The organism is Streptomyces sp. NPDC029526 (assembly GCF_040637405.1).
Classification (GTDB): Bacteria; Actinomycetota; Actinomycetes; order Streptomycetales; family Streptomycetaceae; genus Streptomyces.
Genome location: NZ_JBEZWE010000002.1, coordinates 917,006 through 930,396, shown reverse-complemented (window position 1 = coordinate 930,396; position 13,391 = coordinate 917,006). Strand labels below are relative to the sequence as shown.

14 protein-coding genes are annotated in these 13,391 nt (G+C 70.2%); all 14 read right to left on the bottom strand.

Annotated elements, in window-relative coordinates:
• Window positions 1–74 precede the first annotated feature (74 nt).
• Complete coding sequence (locus tag AB0F01_RS09645; protein ID WP_362091823.1) at window positions 75–452, bottom strand: F0F1 ATP synthase subunit epsilon; 378 nt, start codon at window positions 450–452, stop codon at window positions 75–77.
• A gap of 130 nt (window positions 453–582) precedes the next feature.
• Complete coding sequence (gene atpD, locus AB0F01_RS09640) at window positions 583–2,019, bottom strand: F0F1 ATP synthase subunit beta (protein WP_362091820.1); 1,437 nt, start codon at window positions 2,017–2,019, stop codon at window positions 583–585.
• Window positions 2,019–2,936: a F0F1 ATP synthase subunit gamma gene (locus tag AB0F01_RS09635; RefSeq protein WP_362091818.1), complete on the bottom strand. Its 918-nt coding sequence runs from the start codon at window positions 2,934–2,936 to the stop codon at window positions 2,019–2,021. Before AB0F01_RS09635 ends, atpD begins: the two co-directional genes overlap by 1 nt.
• A 21-nt stretch (window positions 2,937–2,957) precedes the next feature.
• Window positions 2,958–4,550, bottom strand: coding sequence for a F0F1 ATP synthase subunit alpha (atpA, locus tag AB0F01_RS09630; RefSeq protein ID WP_362091815.1), 1,593 nt, complete (start codon window positions 4,548–4,550; stop codon window positions 2,958–2,960).
• 134 nt (window positions 4,551–4,684) lie between these two features.
• Window positions 4,685–5,500: a F0F1 ATP synthase subunit delta gene (locus AB0F01_RS09625; RefSeq protein WP_362091812.1), complete on the bottom strand. Its 816-nt coding sequence runs from the start codon at window positions 5,498–5,500 to the stop codon at window positions 4,685–4,687.
• Window positions 5,497–6,042 carry a F0F1 ATP synthase subunit B gene (locus AB0F01_RS09620; protein ID WP_362091809.1) on the bottom strand — a complete coding sequence of 182 codons (546 nt, stop codon included), beginning with the start codon at window positions 6,040–6,042 and terminating at the stop codon, window positions 5,497–5,499. The genes AB0F01_RS09625 and AB0F01_RS09620 overlap by 4 nt, the downstream gene beginning before the upstream one ends.
• 44 nt (window positions 6,043–6,086) lie before the next feature.
• Window positions 6,087–6,317: an ATP synthase F0 subunit C gene (gene atpE, locus AB0F01_RS09615; protein ID WP_164442808.1), complete on the bottom strand. Its 231-nt coding sequence runs from the start codon at window positions 6,315–6,317 to the stop codon at window positions 6,087–6,089.
• 73 nt (window positions 6,318–6,390) lie between these two features.
• Entirely contained in the window at window positions 6,391–7,212 is an 822-nt protein-coding gene (gene atpB, locus AB0F01_RS09610) for a F0F1 ATP synthase subunit A (protein ID WP_362091806.1), read from the bottom strand.
• 225 nt (window positions 7,213–7,437) lie between these two features.
• Complete coding sequence (locus AB0F01_RS09605; RefSeq protein ID WP_362091803.1) at window positions 7,438–7,878, bottom strand: hypothetical protein; 441 nt, start codon at window positions 7,876–7,878, stop codon at window positions 7,438–7,440.
• A gap of 337 nt (window positions 7,879–8,215) precedes the next feature.
• Window positions 8,216–9,598, bottom strand: a complete 1,383-nt coding sequence (locus tag AB0F01_RS09600; protein WP_362091800.1) for an MraY family glycosyltransferase — start codon at window positions 9,596–9,598, stop codon at window positions 8,216–8,218.
• A gap of 137 nt (window positions 9,599–9,735) precedes the next feature.
• A complete protein-coding gene (gene glyA, locus AB0F01_RS09595; RefSeq protein WP_362091797.1) occupies window positions 9,736–10,974 on the bottom strand; it encodes a serine hydroxymethyltransferase in 1,239 nt (412 codons plus the stop codon).
• 183 nt (window positions 10,975–11,157) lie between these two features.
• Window positions 11,158–11,835 (bottom strand): protein-tyrosine-phosphatase, encoded by a 678-nt coding sequence (locus AB0F01_RS09590; protein ID WP_362091794.1) that lies wholly within the window; start codon window positions 11,833–11,835, stop codon window positions 11,158–11,160.
• On the bottom strand, window positions 11,832–12,479 hold the full coding sequence (locus tag AB0F01_RS09585) for an L-threonylcarbamoyladenylate synthase (RefSeq protein ID WP_362091791.1): 648 nt from the start codon (window positions 12,477–12,479) through the stop codon (window positions 11,832–11,834). The genes AB0F01_RS09590 and AB0F01_RS09585 overlap by 4 nt, the downstream gene beginning before the upstream one ends.
• Window positions 12,480–12,531: 52 nt before the next feature.
• A complete protein-coding gene (prmC, locus tag AB0F01_RS09580; RefSeq protein ID WP_362091788.1) occupies window positions 12,532–13,377 on the bottom strand; it encodes a peptide chain release factor N(5)-glutamine methyltransferase in 846 nt (281 codons plus the stop codon).
• Window positions 13,378–13,391 lie beyond the last annotated feature (14 nt).

Sequence of the window (13,391 nt, the reverse complement as noted above, 5' to 3'; positions counted from 1 at the left end):
GCCTCAGCCGCGACCGGCTCCGGATCGCTCCGGTGCCGGCCGCGGCTGAGTCACGTCATCGCACAGCGCTGGATTCAGCGGGCCGCCGACGCCGTCCGCAGGCGGACGTTCGCGCGGCGCTCGCCCGCGGCGTCGTCCTCCGCCTTCGCGCGAGCCAGTTCCTGCTCCGCGCTCTGGACGTCGATCTCGCCCGCCAGCTCGGCGAACTCCGCCAGCAGCGACAGCTTGTTGTCCGCGAAGGAGACGAAACCGCCGTGCACGGCGGCGACGACCGTCTCCCCCTCGCCGGTGCGGATGGTCACGGGGCCCGATTCCAGCACACCGAGCAGCGGCTGGTGACCGGCCATGACGCCGATGTCGCCGGACGTGGTGCGCGCGACGACCAGGGTGGCCGTCCCGGACCAGACCTCTCGGTCGGCCGCGACCAGCGCGACGTGCAGCTCAGCTGCCAAGGTGGCTCCTCGGGTCACCACCCGGCGGTCGTGCCGGGTGTCGATTACAAGTCTAAGGGGCGTGAAGGAGGGGGCGGGACGGACCCGCCCCCTCAGGGGTGGGCCCGGGGGCCCACCCACGGCGCGGGGGTCAGGAGACGCCCAGCTCCTTCGCGTTCTTCTTCAGGTCCTCGATGCCACCGCACATGAAGAACGCCTGCTCCGGGAAGTGGTCGTACTCACCGTCGCAGATCGCGTTGAACGCGGCGATCGACTCGTCCAGCGGCACGTCCGAACCGTCCACGCCGGTGAACTGCTTGGCGACGTGGGTGTTCTGGGACAGGAAGCGCTCCACGCGACGGGCACGGTGGACGACGAGCTTGTCCTCCTCGCCCAGCTCGTCGATACCGAGGATCGCGATGATGTCCTGCAGGTCCTTGTACTTCTGCAGGATGTTCTTCACGCGCATAGCCGCGTCGTAGTGGTCCTGCGCGATGTAGCGCGGGTCCAGGATGCGGGACGTCGAGTCCAGCGGGTCCACGGCCGGGTAGATGCCCTTCTCCGAGATCGGACGGGAGAGCACCGTCGTCGCGTCGAGGTGGGCGAAGGTGGTGGCCGGGGCCGGGTCGGTCAGGTCGTCCGCGGGGACGTAGATCGCCTGCATCGAGGTGATCGAGTGACCACGGGTCGAGGTGATGCGCTCCTGGAGGAGACCCATCTCGTCGGCCAGGTTCGGCTGGTAGCCCACCGCGGAGGGCATGCGGCCGAGCAGGGTCGACACCTCGGAACCCGCCTGGGTGAAGCGGAAGATGTTGTCGATGAAGAACAGCACGTCCTGCTTCTGGACGTCGCGGAAGTACTCGGCCATGGTCAGGCCGGCCAGCGCGACGCGCAGACGCGTCCCCGGCGGCTCGTCCATCTGGCCGAAGACCAGCGCGGTCTTGTCGATGACGCCCGACTCGCTCATCTCGTCGATGAGGTCGTTGCCCTCACGGGTGCGCTCACCGACACCGGCGAACACCGACACACCGTCGTGGTTGTTGGCGACGCGGTAGATCATCTCCTGGATGAGCACCGTCTTGCCGACGCCGGCACCGCCGAACAGACCGATCTTTCCACCCTTGACGTACGGGGTGAGGAGGTCGATGACCTTGACGCCGGTCTCGAACATCTCGGTCTTCGACTCGAGCTCGTCGAAGCTGGGCGCCTTGCGGTGGATCGGCCAGCGCTCGCCGTCGTACTGCTCGTCGACGTTCAGCACCTCACCGAGGGTGTTGAACACCTTGCCCTTGGTGAAGTCGCCGACCGGGACGGAGATGGCGGAGCCGGTGTCCGTCACCGGGGCCTGGCGGACCAGGCCGTCGGTGGGCTGCATGGAGATGGTGCGGACCAGGCCGTCACCCAGGTGCTGGGCGACCTCCAGGGTCAGCGTCTTCAGCTCGCCCGCGTTGGCCGGGTCGGCGACCTCGACGTGGAGGGCGTTGTAGATGTCCGGCATCGAGTCGACGGGGAACTCCACGTCGACGACCGGGCCGATGACCCGGGCGACGCGGCCCGTAGCCGTCGCGGTCTCAACAGTGGTGGTCATTACTTGTCACTCCCCGCGGTCGCGTCGGCCAGTGCACTGGCGCCACCGACGATCTCGCTGATTTCCTGGGTGATTTCGGCCTGGCGGGCCGCGTTGGCAAGCCGGGAGAGCGTGTTGATCAGCTCGCCCGCGTTGTCGGTGGCCGACTTCATCGCGCGCCGCGTGGCGGCGTGCTTCGAAGCGGCCGACTGGAGCAGCGCGTTGTAGACACGGCTCTCCACGTAGCGCGGCAGCAGGGCGTCGAGGACATCCTCCGCCGAGGGCTCGAAGTCGTACAGCGGAAGGATCTCGTCCTTCGTCGCCGACTCCTCGGCGACCTCTTCGAGACGCAGCGGAAGCAGCCGGGCGCCGACCGCCGTCTGCGTCATCATCGACACGAACTCGGTGTAGACGATGTGGAGCTCGTCCACGCCGCCGTCCTCCGCGTCCGTCCCGATGGCCTCGATCAGCGGGGCCGCGACCTTCTTGGCGTCCGCGTACGAGGGGTCGTCGGTGAAGCCGCTGAACGACTCCGTGACCTTGCGCTCACGGAAGTTGTAGTGCGCGAGACCACGACGGCCGACGATGTACGTGTCGACCTGCTTGCCCTCGCGCTCCAGGCGCTCGGTCAGCTGCTCCGCGGCCTTGATGGCGTTGGCGTTGAAGGCGCCGGCCAGACCGCGGTCGCTCGTGAGGAGCAGGACCGCGGCGCGGGCCGGGTTCTCCGCCTCGGTGGTCAGCGGGTGCTTGGCGTCGGAACCGGTGCCGACCGCCGTGACCGCGCGGGTGAGTTCCTCCGCGTACGGCGAGGAGGCCCGCACCTTGCGCTGCGCCTTGACGACTCGCGAGGCGGCGATCATCTCCATCGCCTTGGTGATCTTCTTGGTCGCGGTGACGGATCGGATGCGACGCTTGTAGACCCGGAGCTGAGCTCCCATGAGTCAGGTCCCTTCCTTACGTCACTTGGCGGCAGCGGCCGGGGCGTCCTCGCCGAGCAGCTTGCCGTCGCTCGTCTCGAACTGCTTCTTGAAGTCCGCGATCGCGTCGGCCACGGCCTGCAGGGTGTCGTCCGACATCTTGCCGCCCTCGCGGATGGAGGTCATGAGGCCCTGCTCCGAGCGGTGCAGGTACTCCAGCAGCTCCTTCTCGAAGCGGCGGATGTCGGAGACCGGGACCTCGTCCATCTTGCCGGTGGTGCCGGCCCAGACGGAGACGACCTGGTCCTCGGTGGCCATCGGCTGGTACTGGTCCTGCTTCAGCAGCTCGACCATGCGCTGACCGCGCTCCAGCTGCGCCTTCGACGCGGCGTCCAGGTCCGAACCGAAGGCGGCGAACGCCTCCAGCTCACGGAACTGGGCCAGGTCCACGCGCAGACGGCCGGAGACCTGCTTCATCGCCTTGTGCTGGGCGGAACCACCGACTCGGGAGACGGAGATACCGACGTTCAGCGCGGGGCGCTGACCGGCGTTGAACAGGTCCGACTCCAGGAAGCACTGGCCGTCGGTGATGGAGATGACGTTGGTCGGAATGAACGCCGACACGTCGTTGGCCTTGGTCTCGACGATCGGCAGACCCGTCATCGAACCGGCGCCCATGTCGTCGGACAGCTTCGCGCAGCGCTCCAGCAGACGGGAGTGCAGGTAGAAGACGTCACCCGGGTAGGCCTCGCGCCCCGGCGGGCGGCGGAGCAGCAGGGAGACGGCACGGTAGGCGTCGGCCTGCTTCGACAGGTCGTCGAAGATGATCAGGACGTGCTTGCCCTCGTACATCCACTGCTGGCCGATGGCCGAGCCGGTGTAGGGGGCGAGGTACTTGAAGCCGGCCGGGTCGGACGCCGGGGCGGCGACGATGGTCGTGTACTCCAGCGCGCCGTTCTCCTCCAGCGCGCGGCGGACCGACGCGATGGTCGAGCCCTTCTGGCCGATGGCGACGTAGATGCAGCGGACCTGCTTGTTCACGTCGCCGGAGCGCCAGTTGTCGCGCTGGTTGATGATCGTGTCCACGGCGAGGGCGGTCTTGCCCGTGCCGCGGTCGCCGATGATCAGCTGACGCTGACCGCGGCCGATCGGGGTCATGGCGTCGACGGCCTTGTAGCCGGTCTCCATCGGCTCGTGCACCGACTTGCGCTGCATGACCGTGGGGGCCTGCAGTTCGAGGGCGCGGCGGCCCTCGGTCTCGATCTCGCCGAGGCCGTCGATCGGGTTGCCGAGCGGGTCGACCACACGACCCAGGTAGCCCTCGCCCACGGCGACGGACAGGACCTCGCCGGTACGGGTGACCGGCTGCCCCTCCTCGATACCGCTGAACTCACCGAGGACGATGGCACCGATCTCGCGCTCCTCGAGGTTGAGGGCGAGGCCGAGGGTGCCGTCCTCGAACTTCAGCAGTTCGTTGGCCATGGCCGACGGAAGACCCTCGACCTTTGCGATGCCGTCGCCGGCAAGGGTGACCGTACCGACCTCCTCGCGCGAGGCCGCGTCCGGCTTGTACGACTGGACGAAATTCTCCAGCGCGTCCCGGATCTCCTCCGGCCGGATCGTGAGCTCCGCCATCTGAGTTCCCTGCTCTCCTTGTTGGGCCCGAAGTTTCACTTGGGGGTATTCCACGAGTCGGGACTCCCCCCAATGAGAGGTGAATCCTCTGCACGGCCCAACCCGGGCCGTAGTCATGCTTATGGAGTTTGCTGCTAGCTCGCCATGCGCCGGGCGGCGTCCTCCAGCCGGTCGGCGAGCGAGCCGTTGATGAGCTCGTCGCCGACGCGCACCCGGATCCCGCCCAGGACCTCGGGGTCCACGTCGAGGTTGAGGTGCATCTCACGGCCGTAGAGCTTCGCGAGCGCGGCGCCGAGACGCCGCTTCTGCGTGTCGCTCAGCGGGACCGCCGAGGTGACGACGGCGACCGCGCGGTTGCGGCGCTCCGCGGCGAGCTTGGTCAGGGACTCGAGTCCCGACTCCAGGCTACGTCCGCGCGGGGCGGTGACAAGGCGCGTCACCAGACGCTCGGTCGTGGCCCCGGCCCGGCCGTGGAGCAGGCTGCGGATCAGCTCGCCCTTGGCCGAGGCGCTCGCGGCGCGGTTGGTCAGCGCGGCCCGCAGCTGCGTGTCGGACGAGACGATCCGGCCGAAGCGGAACAGCTCGTCCTCGACGTCGTCGAGCACGCCCGCCTGCTGGGCGGCGGTGAAGTCGGCCGTGTTGGCCAGCTCCTCCAGCGCGTCCACCAGGTCGCGCGACTGCGACCAGCGGGAGCGCACCGTGCCGGCCACCAGGTCGGCGGCCGGGCCGCCGATCTGACCGCCGAGGACGCGACCCACCAGGTCGGCCTTGGCGTCGCCGGCCTGCGCCGGGTCGGTGAGGACCCGGCGCAAGCTGACCTCGCGGTCGAGCAGCGCGGTGACGGCGGCCAGCTCGTCGGCGAGCTGCGCCGCGTCCACGGACGTGGAGTCCGTCAGCGCGTCGAGCCGCTCACGAGCGGCGGCCAGTGCCTCGCGGCTCGCTCCGTTCATCGTGCTGCCTCGGCCTTCTCCTCGAGCTGGTCGAGGAAGCGGTCGATCACACGGCTCTGCCGGGCGTGGTCCTCGAGGGACTCACCGACGAGCTTGCCCGCCAGTTCGGTGGCGAGCCGGCCGATGTCCTGGCGCAGGGCCGCGGACGCGGCCTTACGGTCGGCCTCGACCTGGGTGTGACCGGCGGCGATGATCTCCTCACGCTGCCGCTGGCCCTCCGCGCGCATCTCGGCGATGAGCGTGGCGCCCTGCTCCTGCGCCTCCTGGCGCAGGCGCGCGGCCTCGTGCCGGGCCTCGGCGAGCTGGGCCTTGTACTGCTCCAGCACGCTCTGGGCCTCGGTCTGAGCGGCCTCGGCCTTCTCGATCCCGCCCTCGATCGCCTCGCGGCGCTCCTCCAGAACCTTGTTGATGTTCGGGAGGAGCTTCTTGGCGAGGAAGCCGAAGACGATGACGAAGGCGAGCAGGCCGATGACGAGCTCGGGGATCGGCGGGACGAGGGGGTTCTGAGGCTCCTCGGCCGCGATATGAAGCAGTGCGTTCATATCAAAGTGCCTTTCGTCTAGAGGGGCGGTCGTGAATCAGATGATCACGTGCCGTAGACGAACGGCATGACCAGGCCGATCAGGGCGAGCGCCTCACAGAAGGCGAAGCCGAGGATCTGGTTGGCGCGGATCAGGCCGGCGGCCTCGGGCTGGCGGGCGATGGCTTCGGTGCCCTTGCCGAAGATGATGCCGACGCCGATGCCGGGGCCGAAGGCGGCGATGCCGTAACCGACGGAAGCGATCGAGCCGGACACGGCAGCGAGGGTCTGGGACATGCCAGTTCTTCCTTTTCTTCACGGGCCGGTGGGGGTGCGCCACCGGACGACTGGGGGTGTGGAGCGGGGCCGCTCAGTGCTGCTCGGCGAGCGCGCCCTGGATGTAGGTGCAGGCCAGCAGGACGAAGACGTATGCCTGCAGGGCCTGGATGAAGAGCTCGAAAGCGGTCATCACGAGCACCATCACGAACGAGACGCCGGCGTAGGCGATCCCGATGCCGTTCAGCAGGTACCAGCTGGCGATGGTGAACAGCACGATCAGAATGTGACCCGCGAACATGTTCGCGAAGAGTCGCACGGCGTGCGTGAAGGGCCGCACGAGCAGGTTCGAGAAGGCCTCGATCAGCATGACGACCGGGAGCGCGGCGCCGAGCGACTTGTCGTAACCGGTGAAGTTCTTCAGGGCGCCGACGAAGCCGTGCTTCTTGAAGGTCAGCGCGACCCAGACCCCGTAGACGACCAGGGCGAGCGCCGCCGGGTAGGCGATGATCGAGGTCACCGGGAACTGGGCGAGCGGGATGATCGACCAGAGGTTCATCATCCACACGAAGAAGAACAGGGCGACGATGAACGGGACGTACTTCTCGCCCTCGCGCTTGCCCATGGTCTCGTAGACGACGCCCCGGCGGACGAAGTCGTAGCCCGCCTCGGCGACCATCTGCAGCTTGCCGGGAACGACCCTGGGCCGGCGGAAGGCCGCCCAGAAGAAGGCGATCACGACGAGTGAGCCGATCAGCGCCAGCAACATCACTTTGTTGAAGTACAGGTTGCTGTCGCCGTCGCCCCAGAGGGGCTCGAAGACGAACGAGTGCAGCCCGGGAGACGGGAAGCCACAGCCGTCGAAGATGTGGCAGTCGGTCTCGAAGGCGAGCACCTGCGTCGGGTCAGCACTCACCGCGGGCTCCTTCGGCGTGGCGCATGGATTGGGCAACCTCGTGGTGTCGGCGCGGCACGAGGCCGCGGATCGGCACGGGACTGGTGTAACGAATGTGGGGGCGGCAGTGGGGCATCACGCCTCGCGATACGGCAGGCGTCATCTCGGATGCCCGCGCCCGCGATGCCGCAGTTGGCACCGGACGATAGCAGGGTCCCGCATGCGCCTTTATCGCGGCCCTACGCCTCACGACGGACGCCCCGGCGTTTCCTTCTTCTGCTCACTCACCGTCGAATCCGGTTCCACGTAGAGGAACTTGGCCTTCATGTGCGCCCGGGCCTGCGCGGCGACCCAGGTGAGGGTGCAGACGAGCAGGGTGAGGGCGAAGACCTTCGGATGGAACAGCGTCGTGTCCTTGAACAGGGCGATGAAGATGAACATCAGCAGGATCTGCGCCAGGTACATCATCAGCCCCATGGCCTGGAACAGGTGGGGCAGCGACTTGGCGGTCCACTGCATGACGTACAGACCCACTCCCATGAGCAGGAGCACGAGCAGCGTCCCCACCACCCCGCCGACCGCGCCCTGGCCACCCTGGACGGCGGCGCCGATCGCGACTGCGACCGCACCGACGGCAGCGGTGGGCACGGCAGCCTGGATCAGGATCCGGACGTCGATTGACGGCATGGCGGCAACTCCGCTTTCAGATGGCAAGGGGGTGTCGTCACGGACGAGCGTAGTCCCCCGGACCGGAGGGAATTTCCTCGCACCGAGCGGGCCGTCGCACTGCGGCCCGGCGGCTCTGTCCGGGGACTCGTGAACGGTATCACAAACTATTTGATGCAGTCTTTACCCGACGGGCGTGCTTGGTGTCACACAGACGGGTGAATCCGCATGTCAGAGACGGGAGTCGGGGCGAGATGCCTGATATTGGGGCGATTCGCACGCCCAAGAAGGGCCCAACGGAGCCCCAACGGTCTGCCACGGATTGGCAATGTTCTAGGCGGATTCTTACCTTGCCCCGTCACCGCGCCGTGGGCGCCGAGCGGGCATCGGCGTCGGCCGGGGTACGGCGGTCGCCCAGGCGTGCGCGGTGTCCCACGGCGGTCGCGCCGTTGACCCCGGCGACCCCTGCCGCGACGGGCGCCCGGTCCTCGTCCTCCGCTGCGCCGGCGGCCGTCGGGGCGCCGCTGGGAGCCTCGGGCGCCCGCGCGGCCGGCCCGGCCTGGCGGGCGCCCCGGGGCCGCCGGTAGCGCGGCGGGACGAAGGCCTCCAGCCAGCGCGGGGTGCGCGGCCGGAAGCGCGGCAGCAGGAGCAGGACGAGCCCGATGGCGCTGAGCAGCACCACGCCCAGGACGATCCACATGGACGCCGAGTTGACCGAGTAGGCGAGCGCCCCGAAGGCGATCAGCGCCGACCAGAAGTACATGATCAGCACGGCCCGGCTGTGCGAGTGGCCGATCTCCAGCAGCCGGTGGTGCAGGTGCCCCCGGTCCGCCGCGAACGGCGACTGGCCGCGCCAGGTGCGCCGCACGATCGCCAGGATCAGGTCGGCCATGGGCACCGCGATGATCGTCAGCGGCATCAGCAGCGGGATGAAGACGGGGAGCATCGCATGCGTGGTCTCCCGGTCGCCGCCCAGGTTGACGTTGAGCGCCTCGACGTCCAGCTGCCCCGTGACGGACACCGCGCTCGCCGCGAGCACCAGCCCGATCAGCATCGAACCGGAGTCCCCCATGAAGATCCGCGCGGGATGCATGTTGTGCGGCAGGAAGCCGAGGCACATCCCGATGAGCACGGCGGAGAACAGCGTGGCCGGCGCGGCCGCCTCGGCGCCGTAGCCGTACCAGAGCCGGTAGCTGTAGAGGAAGAACGCCGTGGCCGCGATGCACACCATGCCGGCCGCGAGTCCGTCGAGTCCGTCGACGAAGTTGACCGCGTTGATGGTGATGACGACCAGGGCGACGGTGATCAGGTTCCCCTGCCACGGTGTGACGGCCACCGTGCCGATGCCCGGGATCGGCAGCCAGAGGATCGTCAGCCCCTGGAGGATCATGACGCCCGCGGCGATCATCTGGGCGCCCAGCTTCAGCAGGGCGTCGATCTCGAACTTGTCGTCGAGCACCCCGAGCAGCCAGATGAGAGCGGCACCCGAGAGCAGGGCACGCGGTTCGTTGGACTTCTCGAAGACCTCGTTCAGGTTGGTCAGATGCGCGGCGACCAGCAGGCCCGCGCACAGTCCGAGGAACATCGCGATGCCCCCGAGCCGGGGGGTCGGCTCCCGGTGCACGTCCCGCGCCCTGATCTCCGGCATCGCACCGGCCACGATGGCGAACTTGCGGACCGGACCGGTCAGCAGGTACGTCACCGCGGCCGTGATGCAGAGCGTCAGCAGGTATTCACGCACGGGCTTCCCCACAGGTCTCGCTGGCCATCACAGCCCCACACCCTAGCGAGGCACGCATATGGGTGGGGACTTCCGGGTAGCGACGATGGTTGCACGTTCGACGGTGCATCCCGTGCGCCTACCCGGCGGCCCGGCGCTCAGTGCGGGTACGGCGGGAACGCGGCGGCCAGTTCCCGTACGTCCTCCCGGGCCCGCGCCGGGTCCGTCCCGCCGCGCAGCACGCTCGCCAGCAGCCCGGCCACGAAGGTCATCTCCCGGGTCCCCATGCCCTGGGTGGTGACTGCCGCCGTGCCCAGGCGCAGCCCGCGGTCGTCGGCGTGCGGCAGCGCGCAGCACTCCAGCACCAGCCCGGCCGCCTCCAGCCGGCCGCGGGCCGTGCGGCCGTCGACGCCGAGGGGGGACGGGTCGGCGGTGATCAGGTGGGTGTCCGTGCCGCCGGTGGTGACGACGAGGCCCTCGGCGGCCAGGGCCGCGGCCAGCGCCCGCGCGTTGGCGACGGTCTGGTGCGCGTACACCGTGTACGCCGGGGTGGCCGCCTCCCCGAACGCGACCGCCTTCGCCGCCACGGTGTGCATCTGGGCGCCGCCCTGGGTGAAGGGGAACACGGCCCGGTCCACGCGCTCGGCCAGTTCGGCGCGGCACAGCAGCATCCCGCCGCGCGGGCCGCGCAGCACCTTGTGGGTGGTGGCGCAGACGATGTCCGCGTACGGCACCGGGTTCGGCGCCGCTCCCCCGGCGACCAGGCCGATGGGGTGGGCGGCGTCGGCGATGAGGTGGGCGCCCACCTCGTCGGCGACCTCCCGGAAGAAGCCGTGGTCGATGTGGCGGGGGTAGGCGATGGAGCCGCACACGATGGCCTTGGGCCGGTGGGTGAGGGCGAGGGAACGCACCTGGTCGTGATCGACGAGGCCGCTCTCGGCGTCCACCCCGTAGCCGACGAACCGGAACCAGCGGCCGGAGAAGTTGCCCGGCGCCCCGTGGGTGAGGTGTCCGCCGTGGGGCAGCCCGAGGGCGAGGACGGTGTCGCCGGGGCGCAGCAGGGCGGCGTAGGCCGCGAGGACCGCGGAGGAGCCGGAGTGCGCCTGGACGTTGGCGTGCTCGGCGCCGAACAGCGCCTTGGCGCGCTCCACGGCGAGACGCTCGGCGGCGTCGGCGTAGGCGCAGCCGCCGTGGTGCCGGGCCCCCGGGTAGCCCTCGGCGTACTTGTTGGCCAGGGCGGAGCCGAGCGCGGCCAGCACGGCCGGGGACGTGAAGTTCTCGGCGGCGCTCAGCTGGAGCGTGGTCCGCTGCCGCTCGCGCTCACCGCGCAGGATGTCGGCGAGTTCGGGGTCCTGCCGGCGCAGGAGATCGGCTTCGAGGGCAGGGCTGACCGTCATGGTGGGGCTCCCGGACGTCGACGCTGACGTAGCACCAATGTAGGCCGGGACCTCGACGGACGCGCGGCTGCGGACCCGGTGGGGGCCGGACGGGTCACGGCGGCGGCGCGGCACGGACCGGGGAGCGCGGTCACCCCCCGGGGCCCGGCGGGCCGAATCCGGTCACGTCCGGGACCGTCGGGGTCAGGCCCGCGCCGGCACCCCCGTCAGCGCCGTCACCACCGGGTCCAGGGCCTGGTGTATCTCGTCGCCGATGGAGCGGAAGAACGTCAGGGGCGCCCCGTAGGGGTCGTGGACCTCGTCCGCCTCGGCCGTGGGGGCCAGGAGCCAGCCGCGCAGGGCGGCGGCGGCGCGGACCAGGGCGCGGGCGCGCATGACCAGGCCGTCGTCGAGCGGGGGCAGGGTCGCGGGGTCGATGGCGTTGACCAGGCGGGTGAACTCCTTCAGCGTGAAGGTGCGCAGACCCGCCGAGTGGCCCATGGAGATGACCTGGGCGCGGTGGTCGCGGGTCGCGGTGAGGACCAGGTCGGCGCGGATGACGTGCTCGTCGAGCAGTTCGCGGCCGACGAAGCCGGAGGCGTCCGCGCCGTACTCGCCCAGCACGGTCTCCGCGTGGGTCTCCATGGGCGCGCCCTCGTGGCCCCAGGTGCCGGCGCTCTCCACGATCAGGCCGCCGCCCAGGATGCCCAGCCGCTGGCTGACGAAATGCCGGGTCAGCCGTTCGGTGATGGGTGAGCGGCAGACGTTGCCGGTGCTGACGTGGAGGATGCGGAAGGTGTCGCGCGGGAAGCCGAAGGTCGACGTGATCTCCGCGCCGTGTTCCTCGTTGCCTATGCCACGCCCCGCCTCAGGGGCTGTCAATTCGCCACCTCGAGGTCTGGTACGACCTTGCGCAGCTCGTCGGGCGAGAGGGCGCCCTCGCGCAGCAGCACGGGCACGGGGCGGGTGACGTCGACGATCGAGGACGGGACGATGCCGGGGGTGGGTCCGCCGTCGAGGTAGACGGAGACGGAGTCGCCGAGCATCTCCTGGGCGGCGTCGCAGTTCTCGGGGGCCGGGTGGCCGGTGAGGTTGGCCGACGACACGGCCATCGGGCCGACCTCGGTGAGCAGTTCGATGGCGACGGGGTGCAGCGGCATGCGCACCGCGACCGTGCCGCGGGTGTCGCCGAGGTCCCACTGGAGGGACGGCTGGTGGCGGGCGACCAGGGTGAGCGCGCCCGGCCAGAAGGCGTCGACGAGTTCCCAGGCCTGCTCGGAGAAGTCCGTGACGAGCCCGTGCAGCGTGTTCGGGGAGCCGATGAGGACGGGGGTGGGCATGTTCCGGCCGCGGCCCTTGGCCTCCAGCAGGTCGCCGACCGCCTCGGCGGTGAAGGCGTCGGCGCCGATGCCGTAGACGGTGTCCGTGGGCAGCACCACGAGTTCGCCACGACGTACCGCCGATGCGGCCTCCCGCAGACCGGTCGCGCGGTCGGTCACGTCGTTGGTGTCGTATCGCCGGGCCATGGGGCGGGCCTCCTCGTACACGTGCTGCTGGGAAAGGGAGTCTGCGGGCCGCTCACGGCAGTGCCTTGCGCGCGGTGGCGAACCGGGGGCGGTTGTTCAGGTCGGGGTGGTCCGCGGCGTCGGTCCAGCCGCGGTCCTCGGCGAAGATCCAGGGCACCTGGCCGCCCTGGGTGTCCGCGTGCTCGACGACGACCACGCCGCCGGGGCGCAGCAGCCGGTGGGCGGTGCGTTCCAGGCCGCGGATCAGGTCCAGGCCGTCCTCGCCGGAGAAGAGGGCCAGCCCGGGGTCGTAGTCGCGGGCCTCGGGGGCGACGTACTCCCACTCGGTGAGCGGGATGTACGGCGGGTTGGAGATGACCAGGTCGACCTGGCCGTCGAGGTCGGGGAACGCGGTCAGGGCGTCGCCCTGGCGCAGGTCGACCCTGGAGCCCTCCATGTTGCGGCGGGTCCAGCGCAGCGCGTCCTCGGACAGTTCCACGGCGTGCACGCGCGAGCGCGGCACCTCCTGGGCGAGGGCGAGCGCGATGGCGCCCGATCCGGTGCACAGGTCGACGATGCACGGTTCGACGACGTCCATCGCGCGGACGGCGTCTATGGCCCAGCCGACGACGGACTCGGTCTCGGGGCGCGGCACGAACACCCCGGGGCCGACCTGGAGCTCCAGGTACCGGAAGTAGGCGTGGCCGGTGATGTGCTGGAGCGGTTCGCGCGCCTCGCGGCGGGCGATGACCTCCCAGTACCGGGCGTCGAAGTCGGAGTCGGGCACGTGGTGCAGCTCGCCGCGCTTGACGCCGTGCACGAACGCGGCGAGCTCCTCCGCGTCGGTACGCGGCGAGGGCACGCCGGCGTCGGCGAGCCGCTGGGTGGCCTGGGCCACCTCGGCGAGCAGCAGGTTCACGGGTCCTCCGGACG